Genomic DNA, 17,060 nt, shown 5'->3' on the forward strand with positions numbered 1-17,060 from the left:
CAAGGAATGCACCATGTACAAGCCCCGCTTCGACTTCGGCAAAGAGTTCGATCCCAGCGGAGAACAAACGGGAACCGTCAAAGACCTGCTCGAAGAGCTCAACTACGAGAAATTCAAGACAGCTGCAGGCACCCACGCAGAGCGAGGTAACTCGAATGGGACATCAGTTACTTTCGATTCGCTAAGCGGCGTGTTCGAATTCCTGAACGATGTCACCGGCATGAGCCAGCCCAAACTCGCCCAAGACATCCCTCTATCGACGCTGAAGACCGTCAAGCTTCTTTACGTCACAAACGACACCAACGACACACAGCTGTTCAGACTACTCAAGTCACCGCTTCGTGGGGGCAAGCCATCGCTGGAGTTCTATACCACCGAAACACCTTCGAGAAATCAGAAGGGCATCGCCATCGTCGATCACCTGCTATCGACCTTGAGCATAGAGGTTGATCCAGCCGTACTGCGCAGGATAAATATTTCGTTCCTGACCTATCCAAAGCTGCTCGAATGCATAGCACAGGAGAATCTCGAAATTCTCGAACCTATCTACGAAAGGCATCACGGACAGTCAGCGTCGATAGCTAAAGCCATCGCCCATCTCGCTGAGGCAGTCAAGCATTACAAGCCGATGCCCCATCGGTCAGACCGTCCGCTGCCTGAAGCCTTATACACGTATCTGCGCATCCTCCCATTTCTAAATTTCGTTGGTGAGTATCAAGAAGTCATCGAACTATCACGCGTCGGGAATCAGGTCGATCCGATTTTGGACAAGATCGATAATTTCTGCAGCGAACTTTCTATTGCCATGCAGTCGGAAGTTCATCACAACACACCGATAACTTCCGTGGAAGGATTCCCTGCCTTTGTCGATAGCAACTCTCTGGCATTAGCCAAACTGGTGCAACATGCAACCGGCATCGCCAGTGAAAGAAGAGACATTCTGAAAATCGTCAATGCATCCAGCAAGGTTCTCTGCTCATACGTCCATCATGAGTGGGGCATCATTTCACTGGATACGAAGAACATCACAGTGGTCGACTGTATCGCCACCCTTTGCACCATTCGGCACCAGCAGAAGGTGAAGACAAACTATTCCGCCTACTGGCTGGGCCAAGAACAGTCCGACAAGGGTACCAGCGTGCTACGTCAGATGGATGATGCCAGGAGTTCCGAGGAACTTTTCGAGCACGACTACATACCACATGGCATCAACCAGCTGTTGTTCAGTCGCTTCAATCAATTCCACATGGCAATCACCGGGAAAACCGGGCGCTACTCGGCGTGGATGGAATTACAGCTGGCTCGATTGACAAAATATGCTGAGTGCTATCAATCCAATGACGTTTCTATTTGCGACGATGCTGTTCAGCGCTTCTACAAATATTGCACGCGAGAAGCAATCAAAGCAGCAGACATCGCGTGATCTGAGTAAATCTTTACACCATCCCATCTATGTATATGAAGATGGAGTCGGTGTCTTGATGATAGTCAGGTAGCAGAGGAGTGCTCAGCAAAGAACTACTGCTATAGAGGGGGGGGATTGCGGTAGCGCACATACCCTTTCTCTCTACTCATCGTCAAAACAACCGAAAACTCATCTCCAAGGCAGCCGGCGAGGATTACCCCCGCCGGTTTTTTATTGACCAACGAGAAAGGGTAGTACACACATGGCCAGCTTTCATCATCGAATCAAGAGCGGCAAGAAGGGCGCCGCCAAAGAACACGCTGCTTACATCGAGCGACTGGGAAGGTACGAGGGTCGCGAGGATTTGATCCATGCCGAAAATGGAAACCTGCCCGATTGGGCAGAAGGCAATCCTGCCACGTTCTGGAAGGCCGCAGACGCCTATGAGCGCGCCAACGGTGCGGCGTACCGTGAGCACGTGGTCGCCTTGCCGAACGAGCTCAGTTTGGAGCAGAACCGCGCGCTTGCGATACGACTCGCCCGTGAACTGGTGGGAAGCAAACCTTTCCAGCTCGCCATCCATGCGCCCGAGGGCACGCTTGGTGGCATAACGAATTCGCACATGCACTTGATGTACTCGGACAGGGTACAGGACGGGATCAGTCGATCACCAGAACGGATGTTCTCCAGGTACAACCGGGAGCGACCCGAAGCCGGCGGTTGCCGCAAGGATAGCGGCGGCAAGAGTCCGATGGTGCTTCGCGACGAAGTCATCGCAACACGGAAGAAGATCGCCGACATCCAGAACCAGGCGCTCGCCGAGCATGGCCACGCTGCGCGAGTAGATCACCGCAGCTTACGCGAGCAAGGGCTGCAACGTCGCCCAGAGCGCCACCTGGGGCCAACACGCATCAAGAACATGTCCGACGACGAGAAGGCCCAATTCGCCACGCTGCGTGCCGGTGGCACCGCGAACTGACTCCCGGAGGCCCTCGACCCTCTGCCGTCCGCGCGATTCTGCGACAAAATCGCGAGAGTCGCATGGTTTTTGCCGATCCACCTGCAGGCAGGCTCTCAAGTAAAAAGCCCCGGCCATAGCTGGCAGGGGCTTCAGGTTCACAACCAGCGGCTACAGACCGCCGAAATACCAGTCACTGAGTCGAACGAAACGCTGCTTGCCTTTGGTGGCGACCACGATCCAGACGGCCTGTTGGCCTTCAAGGAGGCGAAGGGCAGCGTTGAGCCGATCACGATTGCGTACGGGCCCGTACCGCAGCACATGGTTCTTCGGGATGTATGTATCGGAGTTGGGCCCCCGCCAGACACACTCGCGAAGGTACTTCACCACTGCTTGTGCATCGACCTGCTCTTGCGAGAGTGTGAACTGCGGCGAGAACAATCGCTTGTATTCGTCCAGGTGCCACTGCACCACCGTGAATGCGCGCTCCAGCGTGTCCAACGTGATCTTGCCTTCCTCGCCACTAAAGCAGTGGAACACGGCGGCCAGGCGGCCAAGCAACTCCATGATCTTCGACGCGAAGTCGTTGATGTCGTGCAGGTAGTCGCCAGGCCGAAGCATCCACTCCGTCTGCCTCGCCAGATCAAACCAACGCGCCCTTGCGTCGTCCGAGAACTCAACCAGTTGACGCTCGATTTCACCCGATCCAGCGATTGCATCGAACTGCTCCAGCAACTCCCGCATCCGTGCATGAAAAGTCGGAAGGCACTCCCAAACCAGTTCTTCCGTGTTGACCTGCCGGAACCCCTGCGTCGATTCAGGCCAGCCCACGAGGTACCGCGCCCAGTGACCCGACCCCTTCGCGATCTCGCCATGCTTGGCCAAATAGGCCTGAAGCACCGACCTCTGGGTCATGATGCTGATCGTCACGCGGGGATTCATGACCAAGACGTTGTCGAAGTCAGCTCGATCCAGCGTCAACATCGGCGCACCGTCCCATGCCTTGTTCAACAGACCAAGCTGCGCCATCGTCTCGCTCTTGAACATCACTTGACCTTCGTCAGTCGTGATCGCAATGGACTCACCATCGCCATGGAGTGCATCCATCATGGCCCGCGCTGTGATGTTCTGGCGCATGAAGCGCCGCAGGCGAGGCTTTTTCGGCTTCAGCTTGGCGTGCTCCGCCATTTCTGCCTGGATCACTTCGATCGACTCACACTTGCTGACCGCCTTGGTGAGTCGATTGCGAAGACCTTGGCTTTTCGCCTCCCAAAGCTCGCGCTCGGCCTGATAGCTATCCAGCACGGCCTGGAATGCCATGGCTTTGCCGCGGTCATGCTCATACAGCGGCGCGAAGACCAATGCATCCACGGTGCTCTTGCGCTCACCGGACTCGGCAATCCCAATCAGGTTCAGAGACGTCGGTCGGCACTGCCCAGTGGGAAGCTTCACATCGAACAGGCCTTGGCACGCCGTCGACATCCCGGCGATCAGCCCCATCCCGATCAGCGCGTCAGGTGCCTGAATGTTCCGCCGCAGCTCCCACGCCGTGAGTCGCACCAACATCAGGAAGGCCTCCAACGGATAGGGCGGCGGTACAAAGTTGCTGTCGTTCATGCTTCGTCTCCTTCCGCGTAAACCTCGTCAGCCATGAGCGCCTGATGGCTGTCCATGCCAAGCGGACGGCCACAGGAGCGGCACAACGGCATCTCTCCACTCAACTGCCGACGCTCCCGTTCGGCCTCAAGGAACTGCCGAAACCCAGCAGGACTGACCTTCAGGCCATAGGCGTTGTTGAAGGCCGTCAGAATCCCCTTCTGGGGCACCTTCGCAGCCAACCGCTGCTCGATCTCGTCGTAGGCCTCATCGAAGGCTTCGTTATTCCGGCGCCGACTGCTGGGCTGGATTGCCTGCAGCTCGTTCTTGAAGCGCTCGAATTCCTCGTTCTCACTCATGCGTGTATTCCTCGATGTTGTTGGTGTTGGTTTCGGTCTTCAGCTCGCGATCACGCAGCCAGGCGATCAGTTGGTCGTACCACCAGAAGCGGGGCGAGCGAGGCGTATCGAACAGCGGCGTGCCTTTCGGGAAGGTCGGGTCCTTCTTCAAAATCTTGTAGGCACTGCTGCGGCCAACGCGGACCACTTTGAGCAGCTCGCAAAACCGAACAGTGGGTCCGTCGGGTTGCCACGCCGTAACCAAGCAAGGCGGTGGGTAGCTGTGTTGTGCCCGATCAATCGGCTTCTTCCGCCGTGAGCGAACATTGGGGTTGCGGTGCATTGCTTTATTCATGTAACTTTCCTTTCCTGTCGAAGTACGGCCAGTTCGTTCCAACCGTGCGTGCATTTTTTCCATTTCGCCGACATCGTTCGACGGAAAAAAAATCAAAGTTTTTGCAGTCACTCCCCGTCTCACGCCAACGGCCGCTGCAACCACTCAAAAAAAGAAGCACTTGAGAAAGAGAAGGGGCGCCTAAGCGCCCCTTCTCTTTCTCACGCTATTGCCGACGATTCGCTTACTCATCAAACCGGTCGTTCCCTTTCTGTAGAAACCTCACCAGTCCGTACAAGGCGAAGCCGTAAACCACCGTGCCACCGATGATCTTGAACATCGTCATCTCCTCATTTCTGTCTCAACCGACGCCTGCGGACGCCACGCGCGCCTCCAGCCTCCCACGCAAGCTGAATGCCCCTTCTTTGACACCATCAGCACGCAACGCCGGTTCCGCGTCGGGGTAGAACTCCTCGACCACGGCCTGCACGTCCTCGGCCAAGTCCTCGAACGCACCATTGGCGAAACCTTTCCTCGCCGCCTCGTCCAAAGCCGCCTGATCGAATCCGCTGGCTTGCCGCTGCTCGTCCAGTTCTCGCGCCTGCGTAATGGCCTGTTCCAGCGTGATGCCAGTTCGCACCACGAGGTCCACGTAATAGATCGGCGTGCCATAGCTCATCGTGGTGGACTTGCCACGCAGCTTGAGTTCCAGTGGCATGCACGCCAGCCGACCACCCGATACGGCGTGGAAATACTCCAACCGAGCCGTCAGCGTGCGGATGGTGTTGTACGACGTGGTGCGAAGCACGAAGCTGCCCAAGGCATCGCCCTCACCTTCACCGATCACCACGTTGAGGCGCGCGTACGCTTTGCAGGCTTCCTTGGCGAATGCACAGGCACCCGGCCCCGGACACGGCAGGCTGGCCATGCCATCCTTGCCTGTACGCCGACAGGTCTCGCCATTGCCAACACATACCGGTCTGCCGGTGGTGCGGTCGAACAGCGAGTAGTCCGCGCGCAGGTTGAGCGCCGGGTCGTTGAACAGCAGCCGCACCGGTATCGCGCGCAGCTTGTGGCCCTCCGCTTCCTTGCGCAGCTTCTCGTCCAGCGGGTGCAATACCCATCCGTCCCGGCCTTGTATCTGGCTGGTGAGGGTGAACTGGTCGTCCTTCTCCGGCAACCGCTTGCCGTTGCGCTCGACCACGCGCCCGATGGAAATCCGCCCGATCACGGGCGGGGTGATAGCCAAACCTTTCAACATGGTGAACTCCAAGGGTTATGAATCGGTGGCAAGAGACAGCACGAACCGGCGCGAGCCGGGACGGATAACGGCGTAGTTCGCAGCAAGATCGGGGTGGTCGGTGACGAGCTGCTTAGTGTCGAGGCTGATACTGTCTTTCGAGCGCCGGAACGTGACTTCGCCACCTTGGAACCTGGCGCGAGAGGCGTCGCCCATCGCTTGCTGGATGGTTTGCTTGCACTGTTCGGCCAGTCGCGCCTTTTCTTCCATCTCGGCCTTGAGCGCGGACAGTGTTTTGAACGTCTCGCACAGCGATTCGTCCTGGCCGAAGTCCAGCGTCGTGTCGTTGCCGGGGTAGAGCTGACGCAAGGTGCGTGCGGCTGACTCACTGCCATCAGCAGACGGTGGAAGGTCCTGCTCCACGCACTGCCAGAAGTTCGCTTCCAACACGACCAGGCGAGCAATCACTTCGTCGTCGCGCTCGATGCGATGGATTTCCAGCTTTTGCCCACACAGCAGGACAGCCACATCCGCCGCGGCATAGCCCGTCACGGCAAGCTGGTGTTGCACCTGGAGTTGCACGTACTCCGGTACGCCGTCCTTCCACAGCCGCGAACCGAACTCGCCCGCCGTCTTGCACTCTAGAATCTGGACATCCGAATTCCCAACAACCTCTCGGTCGAGGTTCGCCAACATGAAGTTGAAGGTCGGGTGCTGGAGCACGGCGTTGACGCGCCGTACCTTGCGCCCGGTCTTCTGCTGGTAAGCCGTTGCGACGTAGGGTTCGAGCAGCGTGCCCCAGTAGCACGGATCATCCATGCCGGTGGTTTCCTCCTTCGCCGTCGCCCGTCCGGTTTTTTCCAGCCAAAGTTCCAGTGGGCTCTTGTACGGATTGAGGCCCACCGCCGTGGCGGCATCGGAACTGCCGATGCCACCTTGGCGTACGGCCAGCCATTGCCCACGGTCGAGCGTGCGTGTATCGACCAGCCTCAAGGCAGATCGCTTCTTCATCGGTGTTCTCCCAAAGAAAAAGCCCGGCCTGAAGGCCGGGCGTTATGACGTTTGCATCAGATTGACCTCACCAACTGGCGCGGTAGTAGATGTCCCAGCCTTGCTCCTGCAATCGCTTGGCGTGATGAAGGACTTTCAACGTGTAATCGACATCGTCTTCGTCCAGCGTTTCATCTTCGTCGGTGGTGAAATGCTCGCTGGCACTCGCCGGGTCATCGCTGACCTGTTCGAGCTGTTCCTCCAGCTCCATCAAGGTATCTACCGAAACAAAGGCTGCTCGGCAGTCGTCGTGGCCTTCTTGAGTGTTGTTCACAAACCAGTGATGCAAGGCATCGAACTTGCGCCAGTAGCCCACCCGCACCGTGACGCCACTGACTTCCAGCAGGGACGCATCCTCGCCCGGCTTTTCTTTCGGCGGCACATAGCCGATGGCCGCGCCAATGGCACGGCGCATCGGTTCCGTTTGCGCGTCGCAGGGGGCAACGTACCGCTTGGCCTCCAGGTACATATCGAGTCCCATCGCAGGTCTCCGTCAGACCACCAGCTTCATCGCTTCGTCCCAGGCACGCTGCTTGATCTGCGCCCCTTGGCCGAACCACGCCGCATCACGGCGGTGGTCGTCGCTACGCGCCCGACGGTGGTGGTCGACGAACTCGGTCACGCTGTTGAGCACACCCCATGCCGTGCCCCGGCTGGACGTCATCAACGCACCGCGGCCACCGCCTTCGTACAGTGAGCGGACGGTGGCAAGCGCCTGTTCGTTGACCACCACGGCCTTACCGTCCGGCGCGGCATAGGTGAGCACCCGGCGCAACAAGCCTTCGACCGTATCGGGGTCGACGGGCCGTTCCACCAACGCCTTCATGCGGGCGACGAAGCCATCCCACGACGAAACGGTGATGCCTAACTGACGCTTGACCGCGTCGGGATCGAACTGGCTGCGATGCGGAACCTTGATAGCACCGTTGGCGTTCCCCAGCGCAATGGACAAGGTGTTGTTGCAGACCACACGCACCGACGTGAACTGTGCCGTGGTCGCCAGCGTGCCGTCGCAGGCCGTGGCCAGCAGCAAGTAGCCGTCCACCTTGTCTCGACCCTTCAGCGTGACGCTCTGCCCGGTACGAGCCAGTGCCCAGAACTTGCGGCCCTCACGCAGCACGCCTGCCGTTTCCAGCTCGAAGCCGTTGCAGGCGGTCAGGTCGCGATAGAACTCCAGGATCTCGCCCGGCTGCACCACATGAAAACGCTTGGACACAACCGCCAACGGAGCCTTGGTATCGGAGCGGTAGAGCACCTTCTGTTCCGGGAAGGCGTTGATGACCCCGACATTGTTGTTGCCAGAGATGTAACGGACTTCGGACTGCTCGATCTGCCAGTCCATCCCCGCGTTCTTCTTCCAGACCTCGATGGGCTGTTGCAGGCCCAGCTTGTTACCCAAGCCATGCCACGGCTTCTCACCGGCGTAAGCCATTGTTTCAACCAAATGCATTGTCGTTTCCTCATAGGTGGGGGCATAAACGCACAAGGCCCGGACATGCCGGGCCTTGTGCGCTGTGCTTGTGACGCCGTGAATCAGGGTGCTTTAAGGCTGCTGCAGCTGGTGCATCGGACGATGCCGACCAGAACCGCAGTAGCAACTACCAGGACGCAGTAGATCGTGTCGAGTTTGCCTGTCATGAGTCAGGGTTCCCTTGCGAACGCTGCGACGCGGAGCGTCCAAACGCAAAGCCGATGGTTATCGACTTCACATGGGTAATATAGATCTGAGATTTTTTTGATCGACGTGCTTCGGGCGAGCCACGGATGCGCTGTCGAAGAAATTCTCCGCTCAGGAAACGGGATAGCTCACCGGACCCTTCCATCGGGGATGGCGAGGAAGCGGCTTCTCGGTTTCAAGGGCTTACGGCCCGATGAAATGACCGCTCAGAACCGAAAACCCTTCGATAAACTATTCGGAATTCCGGCGCTACGCTTTAGTCTAGGGTCTAGGTGGCTTAGCGCAGGAGTATCACCCGGTGTATCTGGCCCAGTTGAGCATCACCAACTTTCGCAAGTTGAGCAAAGCCACGCTGACGTTTCAGCCGGGATTGAATGTCTTGGTGGGCGCCAACAATGTCGGCAAGACAGCGGTGGTCGATGCCCTTCGCGCGTTGCTTGCCAATCACGATGAACCGTATCCACGCTTGAGCAAGGAAGACGTGCATCATCCCAAGGGCGGCGCCGCGACCGGAGATATCACCTTTGAATACATCTTCCGGGATCTGGATGTCGACGACGAAGCCGACTTCCTCACGGCTCTCAAGCCCGGGACCGATGGCAAGCTGCAGGCCCAGATCACCGTCCGCTACGCCGAACCGGACAAAGTCGGACGACTGCGGGTCAAGCGCTGGTGCGGCGACAATGAGGACGTGGGCCTGACCTCAGACATCATGGAAAACCTTCGGGGGGTCTACCTGCCGCCGCTGCGGGACGCCTCGCAAGGCCTCAAGCCTGGCCGCACCAGTCAACTTTCTCGGCTGCTGCGATTGCTGTCGGACACGGCAGGCGAGGACAAGATCAACGAGGCGCTCAAAGCGCTCGACGTTGAGCTACGCAAGCACGATCCCATCCTCAAGACTCATGAGGCGATCGCGATGCGCCATACCGAGATGCTGGGAGCGCAGCTGGCCCAGGGGCTCGACATCGGACTGAGCGCGAGCGACTTTCAGCGGTTGGCAGCTCGGCTGTCCTTGCTGGTAGATACCTTTGAGATCGAGCAGAACGGACTGGGATTCAACAACCTAATCTTCATGGCCGTCGTGCTCAGTGAGTTGGCCAAGAATCCCGACGCGAGTTACCGAAGCCTGATCGTCGAAGAGCCCGAGGCACACCTGCACCCGCAACTCCAGACCGTACTGCTTCGCTACCTAGAAACCGTTCATGCGGTCAAGGGCGAGAAGCCGGTCCAGCTATTCGTAACTAGCCATTCCCCGAATTTCGCAAGCATTGCCGACCTTGACAGCCTCGCCTGCCTAGTGGAAACCGAGGGTACAGTCGAGTCATTTTTTCCGCGAACCATTGCGTTCGGGAAGGGTAAACGCGAAAAGCTCGAGCGCTACCTTGATGTGACCCGCGCCGAGCTGTTTTTCGCTCGGCGAGTGATCTTTGTCGAGGGAGCCGCGGAGCTGATGATGGTCAACGTGCTCGCCGAGCGAGCGGGCTTCAAGCTGCGCGAGCACGCCGTCAGCCTGATCAGCGTCGAAGGCCTGAATTTCGATTCCTTCCTGCCGCTGTTCGGTGAACAGGCACTGAAAATTCCCGTCGCCCTCATCACGGACGCAGACCCGATGGAAATTCCCGCCGGAGGCGGCAAAGCCCAGCCGGTCTATCCGGCTCTCGGTGACGCGATCACGCTGTCTGACAACGCGAACAAGATGAAGAAAAGCGAGGACACGCACGTCAAGGTGTTCCATGGCATCAAGACCTTTGAGTACGACATGGCACTGCACGCGGACAATCGAACCGCCATGTTGTTGACCCTCAAGGAGCTCCATCCGATCATTGGCGCCAGCGTGGAGGCCGAGGTTGATGCGGCGGCAGGCGATGCAGCCAAGGCGAAAGCACTCTTCCGCGGCATGTTCGAGCGCGAGCATGGCAACGTGCAGAAGGGGCGATTCGGCCAGGCCCTTGCCCAGGCGTTATCGGACCCCGCGACGGCTTGCGTGGTGCCGGAATACATCAAGAGGGCCATCGCCCACGCCTGCCAGATCGCGCCTGTAGCAATATGATCGCCCTATCCGACGAACAGCAGGCCATCGTTGACGCGCCCCTAGCGCCGCTGGCGGTAGTCGCGTGCGCAGGCAGCGGCAAGACCCACACGGCCGTGCACCGCCTGCTGGAGATTCGCCGGCGACTGGGCGATGGCCGTGGTCGCGTTGCCCTCCTCTCGTTCTCCAACGTGGCCGTCAAGACCTTTCGGGACACCTACCATCCGCTGGCACAGACCCTGCCACAGGGCGCTGCGCGCCATCGGGTGGAGATCGATACGCTCGACGGGTTCATCACGACCAACCTCCTGCGCCCACACGCCCCACGCACCATGGGTTGCAATCGGACGCCCTTCCTGATCTTGGGAACCGAGCCTTTCCTTCAGAACAAGGATTTTCAGTTCTGGGCGCAGCCGGCAACGGGCGCGGCATTTCCGGTTCCACGCTCAGACATTGGGGACGTAATAGCGAACTTTCGGGCCGGCGCAGCACAGTTTGAGTATCGAAAACACAAAGCGCTCGTTCCGATCAACAACGGTCCAACGGTGGTGGCGCGGCTCGGCAAGATCGGCGGCTACACTCACAGTTTGGGGCAGTACTGGGCCCTTCGCACATTGCAGTGCCAGCCGCTCATTCTGGCCGCGCTCGCCAGGCGCTACCCACACATCTTGATCGACGAATCGCAAGACATTGGCACCTTGCACCAGGCCATCCTGACGCAACTCGCCGCGGCCGGTTCGCAAATCTCCCTAATTGGCGACCCACATCAGGGCATCTACGATTTTGCTGGTGCCGATGGTCACTATCTCGCCAGGTATCACCACCAGGCAGGCGTCCTCGCTTACCCGTTGACGCGCAATTTTCGCTCTGTTCCATCCATTGTGACGCTGGCCAATGCATTGTCGGAGCGCAATGACACGGCGGACAGAGCGGCTCCCGGGCTGCCGAATGGCGGTTATTTCATCGGCTACAAGAAAACGGAGCGAGACAAGGTCATCGTGGCGTTTCAGGCTGCAGTGATATCCGCCGGATTGAGTCTGGCGAGATCCGCAATTCTGTGCCGCGGCCGAGCTATGGCCGACAGCGTTGCCGGCACCGATGCTCCGATGGGGCAAGGCTTGGTGAAGCTGTTTGCTCTAGCGGCGGTGCTGCGAGACCGGCGACAGGACTACTTGGCTGCATTCATAGCGGTCGCTGGCTGCGTAGTCGGTCTGCTCAAGAATCCGCCCGACGGTTTGCTTGCCTCGATTTCGCAGCCGGCGCGATTCCCAGAGGCCCGACCCCTTCGCCGCGAAATTTGGAAGTTCGCTCGGGACCCAGACACCGGTCTGCCCGGTACGTCCCTGCTAGCGGACACCCAGTGGCACCCGCTGCTGACGACACGGGTCAAGGCACTGCTCCAGCGCCTTCAGAAGGAGTTCGGTCTGGTGCCGGCGGACCACCTAGGCAACAAGTTGGCGAAAACCGAACTGCCGCATGCCCCACTGATGTCTGTCCCAGACCTAGCCACAGAGCCACAAGAAGTTCTGCGCGTGGACACAGTGCACAAGGTCAAAGGCGAAGGCTTGGATGCCCTGCTGTACTTAGTGGAGAAGGGGCATGCTGAGGCGTTGCTGTCCGGCGTGGACACTGAACTGGGGCGCATTGGCTATGTCGCCATGACGCGTGCACGAAATCTGGCATGGGTCGGTGTCCCGGCAAACGCGCTATCGGTATTGCGCCCTGCCTTGATAGTGCGTGGTTTCGTGGAAGTGGGTGCAACCTAAGCGAGGAAGCAACACGGTGTCCCAGGTAGATCAGTTGGAGTTGTACCTATCGAGTGTGCCGCTCGTCCAAATCGGCGCTAACTCCCTCCCTAGCGGCCATGCGTCGGGTTGCTTGGTCGACTATGGTGGAAAGCGCTTGCTTCTCACAGTGGCTCACGCAACCGGGGACAATCAGCGCTGGGCGCTGCAGGTCCGATTCGACCAAACGCTTAAGCGGACCCAATTGGTTGGCCTGGGCATCATGAATTTCCTTGCCAGCGGCACGCTAGATGCCTCCCATCTCAAACGCATAGATTTTTCCTATGTCCAAGTGCCTTCGAGCACAGTGGCATTCAGGCAAGAGATTGAAATTCCGTCCAACGTGATTAAGACCGAGCGTACGATCAAGGTCCATACGCCGACCTTCGAGGAATCACCGGATTCGGCGGATCTTTATGGTTTTTGTGGCATGGTGCTTCCGGCGCAGGAAGAGCATTTCGGAGCGAGCTACGTATCCGGTGAGTTTCGGATCTACGAGAACTTGACCTTTCTTCATCGCATAGATGACAAGCTCGTTTTCAAGTTGCCCTCCGATCATCCTGGTCACGACCAGTTTGAAGGGTGTAGCGGTGCTCCTATTCTCAATGGTGCCGGAATTCCCATCGCGCTTGTCGTTGGTGGATGCCAAGAGACTGATGAAATCTACGGGCTGTCTCTCGCAACGTACAAGGTTGCGATAGATATCGATGTTGGGCTCGTATAGGCAACGATCTGGCGCTCACCAACTTCCATTTCTGGCAGGTGCCCGAAAATACAAGTTCGCAGCGGGCTCAGATTGCCAGCCTGCTGAGCAAGCACCGTCAACTGTGTTGCCCATAATTGGTCAACAGGCTGGCAATCTGTCCAGAGGGGGTTCGTGGTGATGAGCCTTCAAACGTTGCGAGTATTCAAAGAAGACCACGCTCCGCCATGCTGACGCACTCACTTCCCACCACGATGTGGTCCAGAACACGTATACCGATGAGCCTCAGCGCCTCACAAAGCTCGTTAGTGAGCGCTCGATCCGCTGCGCTGGGCTCCGCCAAACCGCTTGGATGGTTATGCGCAAGGATCGCCGCGCAGGCGTTGATAGCCAAGGCTGCGCGTACCACCTCCCTGGGATGGACGCTCGCACCATCGACGGTGCCGGCGAAAAGTTTTTGGCAGTCGAGGATGCGGTGCCGGTTGTCCAGCCAAAGGACGTGGAACTCTTCGTGCATAAGCGCACCCAAGCGCATACGAAGGAAGTCGCTGGCATCGGTCGGGGTAGCGATGCTGCCTTGACGTTCAAGCTTGTTTCTCAGGATGCCCTCGGCCGCGGCGAGCACGTCTCGCTCCGTCGTTTCGCCGGTGAGTTTGTAGCGGGTGTAGGTCAAAGATTGCGCGATATGCATGACGAACTCCTAGTGATGGCATAAACGCACAAGGCCCGGACATGCCGGGCCTTGTGCGCTCTGCTTGTGGCGGAATGGATCAGGGGGCTTTGAAGCTGTCGCAGTTGGTGCATTTGACGATGCCAACCAGAACTGCTGCAGCAACAACCAGGACGCAGTAGACCGTATCGAGTTTGCCGCTCATGTCGTCGAGTACCAATAGCGAACGCTGCCATGCGAAGCGTCCAAACGCGAAGCCGATGACCACCGACTTCACATGGGTAATATGGATCTGAGATTTCGTTGAATCGAAGCTGTTACGCATTCCAACCGCAGAACGCCAGCCACCTGCCCGCCGTCGCCACAGCGACTGACCAGCATCGACAGCGAAACTGACCACGGCCGGCGGCAACGCTGTCCATCGTCACCAATGCATTGCCTATTCCCGGCATTGAGCACGACCACCACGCCAGCGGAACTAGCCAGGCTTACCAAGAGCGCTTACTAGCGGAGTCGACCGGCCGACTTTGGCCAGAAGCGAACGTTCGGGAAGAGGCAGTCTTTTGTGGCGCAGTGCAAGTAACGGCTATATGGGTCCAGCCGAAAATACGAGTAAAACTTGCGCGAAACTGCCCAACACACTTACTTGCGTGGCGGTGACGTGGGGGATGCCTTGGAGCTGTCCTTAGTTGGTGCTGGCACGACCGTTGCGGTGGTGGGCTTGGCCGGCGTGGCGGAAACCGTGTCAGTTGCAGGACTGGGTGGCGGCACGAACGGAATAGCGGACTGAGCCGGGACATCCGTCGACGTGGGCGTGGCGGACGTGGGCGCTAACACCGCCCAACCACAGGCTAGAGTGAGCACAGCGACAGCCACTCCGCCCAGCCACGCGGTCCAGACGAAGGAACGCTCGGCCTTACCCGTGGGCTTCACCACCATGCGCGTGTATTCGGCTTCGGGTAGGAAACGGTACAACCGGTGCTGCCAGTCCGTGCGCAACTGCCTCTGCAGGCGCATGAACTGCACGCCGGAGGAAATCACCATAGTGATGTACAGAGCGACCACCAGCATGACAATGGCGATAAGCTCCGCTGGCGCATTGGCTGCAACGCGGGCAGCGATCAATCCAATACCTGTGGCCAAAGCCGCGGCCACCGAACCAGTCAACTGGCGACTGATGTCCGAGAGCTTGGCTGTTTCCTCAGTAACAGCCTTGCGCAGATCGCTGAGTACTTTCAGCGTGTCAAGGCCTGTTTCGGACAAGGCCATCTGGTAAGCGATCTGAGCGCTTTCCCAAGCGTGAGCCAAATGCTGGCGTAGAAACGTTGGAGTGCTTTCCGCAGTCGCACCTGAGCGGGCCAATTCGGCGGCCAGCAGGATGTGTCGCATCTCGGCTTCGCGCTCATGCTCAAACAACCAGTAGGAGACTTCCATCAGGGTGTTGAAGCTCGCGTGATCCAGCACATCGGAAACCACGTCAAATCTTGGTAACGTCAAGCGCGGAGGACCGCGAAACTTCAACGCCCCATTGTCCGCGTCAATCTCATCAGGTAGACAGCTGATCAAAGCGGCCGAGGCAGCCCGTATCCATACTTGAGCCGCCGGCTCAATAAAGAGTTCGCTATCTAATGCCGGCGCCAGCCAGTAGCGCACGTCCTCCGGCACACGGCGGACATTACCGAACTCCTTGACCAAGGCCCGGGGTGACTTGGTGGAAGGCAACGCGGCGGGCTCCTGCGCGCCCTCCCAAGACTGGATTACCCGCACGCCAGTAACCAACGAACCTGTGAAGCGAGCTATATGCCAACGCGGCGCTACATGGCCGATCTCTAGCCACTCTGCAAAGGCGTGGTTGCTCAGCAATCGCAGCGTGTTGGCTGGTGAGGCTGGCTTTTGAATGACTAAGCGGTAAGGAGCGAAGCCGGGATCGGGGGCTTCCGCACTGACCCAAGGCTCACCCACGCGATCAAACAGCTCCACTGGCCAACCCAGAGGCTCGCACAACGCCTTCAATTCGGAGGCGTGCGCTGCCGAAAGCGCCGACACGGTGACGGCGTTTTCGGATTCAGCGACGAAGGCTTGCTTGGTCTCAACCAAGCCATCAATCGCTTCAGCGAGCGCGATCAGGGACAACGGTGTCCTCCACAATGCGGTCAGTGGTGATCGTGATGACCTCACCCTCCCCCGCCGGATTGGGCATGCGCTGCACCCTCACTGCATTGATTTCATCCGGGTACGTCACGGTAACGCCTTCGGTCGTACGAAGTTTGCGCAAGGGGGGCTTACGGAGGACCTGCCGATCGGGTGGGAACGCCAGTCCCGTTAGCCGTTGCGTCCTCAGCTTCTGGGTGGTTCGGCGTCGCAGCAATGTCTTCGTTTCCTCGTCGGCCGGGTGCCCAGCTGCGGCGATCACAGCATCGACGATAGCTTCCTCGTCGATTTGCTGGCGATCGCGCAGCATACCCTTGGCCTGTTGCAAGGCACTCGCTACGTCATTATTGGGAAGCAGATCCTTGCATTCCAAAAAAGTCTTACGCAGCGCTTCGACCAGCTCGCGATTGAGTTCATCGTCGCTTCGCGTCCGTTCAACATCCAGAAACGTCGCGAAGTAGTCGGCAATCTCCGGTGCCGACTTGGTGCGATCACGTGCGGCCACCATCGCTTCGGCCCGGCCATTTACGACACGAATCAGGGCAGCTTTCTGAATCGCCTTCTTGTCGTCAATGAATGCATGAATGATCCGACGCAGCCGCTGCTGACCGTCTTCGCCTTCGGATTGCTCGATGGCTTCGCGATAATCGTATTTGATCAAGCTGTAGATACGAACATTGGCTTCATCGGCCCGCAGATCAAAGATAAAGAAGGCGCCATCGCGTGTAGTAGTTCCGTGTTGACGTGAGAACTCCCGTGATAAGTCCTGAGCACCGGCCTCGAAGGTAATCGCTCCGATGGCCATGTTTTGGAGTCGATCCCTTGAGCCGGATACTTCTTTGAACTGATAGACAGCCGCTGTATCAGTGTCCAGGATGCGGCCAATAAAGAAGTTGGCATGCTCGACCACACGGGCCGGTTGTGGGTCAAACTCCTCCTCGCCCACCACGTGCAGGATCATCGACTCAATGCGCAGCTGCCCGCGCTCGTCCTCGGTCAGAAAACCCATCGCTACCTTGCTCCCCAAATCCTTGTATGCATGCTCCACCCATTGTGGCTACGAGCACGATAGAACTGCGGTGTCTCAAAATCTGCGAACACTGGCCCTTGCCTCCCCCCTGAAG

General features: G+C 58.5%; 16 protein-coding genes. 5 read left to right on the plus strand and 11 right to left on the minus strand.

From position 1 onward, the window contains the following. Positions 1 to 13 precede the first annotated feature (13 nt). Together BUA26_RS06055 and BUA26_RS06060 are read left to right on the plus strand one after the other, a co-directional pair. Positions 14 to 1,423 carry a hypothetical protein gene (locus tag BUA26_RS06055; RefSeq protein WP_072758755.1) on the plus strand — a complete coding sequence of 470 codons (1,410 nt, stop codon included), beginning with the start codon at positions 14 to 16 and terminating at the stop codon, positions 1,421 to 1,423. 244 nt (positions 1,424 to 1,667) lie between these two features. Then, complete coding sequence (locus tag BUA26_RS06060; RefSeq protein ID WP_072758756.1) at positions 1,668 to 2,384, plus strand: MobA/MobL family protein; 717 nt, start codon at positions 1,668 to 1,670, stop codon at positions 2,382 to 2,384. 150 nt (positions 2,385 to 2,534) lie between these two features. Here the strand turns inward: BUA26_RS06060 and BUA26_RS06065 are convergent, their stop codons facing one another. From BUA26_RS06065 to BUA26_RS06095, 7 genes are all read right to left on the minus strand, one after another. Continuing rightward, positions 2,535 to 3,980 (minus strand): YfjI family protein, encoded by a 1,446-nt coding sequence (locus tag BUA26_RS06065; RefSeq protein WP_072758758.1) that lies wholly within the window; start codon positions 3,978 to 3,980, stop codon positions 2,535 to 2,537. After that, a complete protein-coding gene (locus tag BUA26_RS06070) occupies positions 3,977 to 4,318 on the minus strand; it encodes a hypothetical protein (protein ID WP_072758760.1) in 342 nt (113 codons plus the stop codon). The genes BUA26_RS06065 and BUA26_RS06070 overlap by 4 nt, the downstream gene beginning before the upstream one ends. After that, positions 4,311 to 4,652 (minus strand): hypothetical protein, encoded by a 342-nt coding sequence (locus BUA26_RS20040; RefSeq protein ID WP_143154188.1) that lies wholly within the window; start codon positions 4,650 to 4,652, stop codon positions 4,311 to 4,313. The genes BUA26_RS06070 and BUA26_RS20040 overlap by 8 nt, the downstream gene beginning before the upstream one ends. Positions 4,653 to 4,992: 340 nt before the next feature. Continuing rightward, a complete protein-coding gene (locus BUA26_RS06080; protein WP_072760112.1) occupies positions 4,993 to 5,892 on the minus strand; it encodes a recombination directionality factor in 900 nt (299 codons plus the stop codon). Positions 5,893 to 5,907: 15 nt separating this feature from the next. Beyond that, positions 5,908 to 6,882, minus strand: coding sequence for a YqaJ viral recombinase family nuclease (locus tag BUA26_RS06085; protein ID WP_072758764.1), 975 nt, complete (start codon positions 6,880 to 6,882; stop codon positions 5,908 to 5,910). A gap of 67 nt (positions 6,883 to 6,949) precedes the next feature. Next, entirely contained in the window at positions 6,950 to 7,402 is a 453-nt protein-coding gene (locus BUA26_RS06090; RefSeq protein ID WP_255368179.1) for a hypothetical protein, read from the minus strand. A gap of 12 nt (positions 7,403 to 7,414) precedes the next feature. Continuing rightward, positions 7,415 to 8,371 carry a DUF932 domain-containing protein gene (locus tag BUA26_RS06095; protein ID WP_072758766.1) on the minus strand — a complete coding sequence of 319 codons (957 nt, stop codon included), beginning with the start codon at positions 8,369 to 8,371 and terminating at the stop codon, positions 7,415 to 7,417. A 526-nt stretch (positions 8,372 to 8,897) separates the two neighbouring features. On the opposite strand from BUA26_RS06095, the gene BUA26_RS06100 reads away from it, so the two are divergent. The 3 genes from BUA26_RS06100 to BUA26_RS06110 all read left to right on the plus strand — a co-directional run bounded on the left by BUA26_RS06100 (position 8,898) and on the right by BUA26_RS06110 (position 13,136). Beyond that, entirely contained in the window at positions 8,898 to 10,649 is a 1,752-nt protein-coding gene (locus tag BUA26_RS06100; protein WP_072758768.1) for an ATP-dependent nuclease, read from the plus strand. Next, complete coding sequence (locus tag BUA26_RS06105; RefSeq protein WP_072758770.1) at positions 10,646 to 12,394, plus strand: ATP-dependent helicase; 1,749 nt, start codon at positions 10,646 to 10,648, stop codon at positions 12,392 to 12,394. Before BUA26_RS06100 ends, BUA26_RS06105 begins: the two co-directional genes overlap by 4 nt. A 136-nt stretch (positions 12,395 to 12,530) precedes the next feature. Next, complete coding sequence (locus tag BUA26_RS06110; RefSeq protein WP_218587779.1) at positions 12,531 to 13,136, plus strand: hypothetical protein; 606 nt, start codon at positions 12,531 to 12,533, stop codon at positions 13,134 to 13,136. A gap of 184 nt (positions 13,137 to 13,320) precedes the next feature. On the opposite strand, the gene radC is transcribed toward BUA26_RS06110, so the two are convergent. The 4 genes from radC to BUA26_RS06125 form a co-directional block, all read right to left on the minus strand. Further along, a complete protein-coding gene (radC, locus tag BUA26_RS06115) occupies positions 13,321 to 13,806 on the minus strand; it encodes a JAB domain-containing protein (RefSeq protein ID WP_072758773.1) in 486 nt (161 codons plus the stop codon). 79 nt (positions 13,807 to 13,885) lie between these two features. Continuing rightward, positions 13,886 to 14,197 (minus strand): hypothetical protein, encoded by a 312-nt coding sequence (locus tag BUA26_RS20045; RefSeq protein ID WP_143154190.1) that lies wholly within the window; start codon positions 14,195 to 14,197, stop codon positions 13,886 to 13,888. Between the two features lie 230 nt (positions 14,198 to 14,427). Continuing rightward, on the minus strand, positions 14,428 to 15,918 hold the full coding sequence (locus BUA26_RS06120) for a hypothetical protein (RefSeq protein ID WP_072758774.1): 1,491 nt from the start codon (positions 15,916 to 15,918) through the stop codon (positions 14,428 to 14,430). Next, on the minus strand, positions 15,896 to 16,945 hold the full coding sequence (locus BUA26_RS06125) for a nucleoid-associated protein (RefSeq protein ID WP_072758775.1): 1,050 nt from the start codon (positions 16,943 to 16,945) through the stop codon (positions 15,896 to 15,898). Before BUA26_RS06125 ends, BUA26_RS06120 begins: the two co-directional genes overlap by 23 nt. Between the last annotated feature and the right edge of the window lie 115 nt (positions 16,946 to 17,060).

Origin of the sequence: Rhodanobacter sp. OK091, from assembly GCF_900142825.1 — a bacterium.
GTDB lineage: Bacteria > Pseudomonadota > Gammaproteobacteria > Xanthomonadales > Rhodanobacteraceae > Rhodanobacter.

Excerpts from the sequence above, each read along its gene's own strand:
- BUA26_RS06055 (WP_072758755.1), top strand. The coding sequence starts at position 14 with ATGTACAAGCCCCGCTTCGACTTCGGCAAAGAGTTCGATCCCAGCGGA.
- BUA26_RS06060 (WP_072758756.1), top strand. The coding sequence starts at position 1,668 with ATGGCCAGCTTTCATCATCGAATCAAGAGCGGCAAGAAGGGCGCCGCC.
- BUA26_RS06065 (WP_072758758.1), bottom strand. The coding sequence starts at position 3,980 with ATGAACGACAGCAACTTTGTACCGCCGCCCTATCCGTTGGAGGCCTTC.
- BUA26_RS06070 (WP_072758760.1), bottom strand. The coding sequence starts at position 4,318 with ATGAGTGAGAACGAGGAATTCGAGCGCTTCAAGAACGAGCTGCAGGCA.
- BUA26_RS20040 (WP_143154188.1), bottom strand. The coding sequence starts at position 4,652 with ATGAATAAAGCAATGCACCGCAACCCCAATGTTCGCTCACGGCGGAAG.
- BUA26_RS06080 (WP_072760112.1), bottom strand. The coding sequence starts at position 5,892 with ATGTTGAAAGGTTTGGCTATCACCCCGCCCGTGATCGGGCGGATTTCC.
- BUA26_RS06085 (WP_072758764.1), bottom strand. The coding sequence starts at position 6,882 with ATGAAGAAGCGATCTGCCTTGAGGCTGGTCGATACACGCACGCTCGAC.
- BUA26_RS06090 (WP_255368179.1), bottom strand. The coding sequence starts at position 7,402 with ATGGGACTCGATATGTACCTGGAGGCCAAGCGGTACGTTGCCCCCTGC.
- BUA26_RS06095 (WP_072758766.1), bottom strand. The coding sequence starts at position 8,371 with ATGCATTTGGTTGAAACAATGGCTTACGCCGGTGAGAAGCCGTGGCAT.
- BUA26_RS06105 (WP_072758770.1), top strand. The coding sequence starts at position 10,646 with ATGATCGCCCTATCCGACGAACAGCAGGCCATCGTTGACGCGCCCCTA.
- radC (WP_072758773.1), bottom strand. The coding sequence starts at position 13,806 with ATGCATATCGCGCAATCTTTGACCTACACCCGCTACAAACTCACCGGC.
- BUA26_RS06125 (WP_072758775.1), bottom strand. The coding sequence starts at position 16,945 with ATGGGTTTTCTGACCGAGGACGAGCGCGGGCAGCTGCGCATTGAGTCG.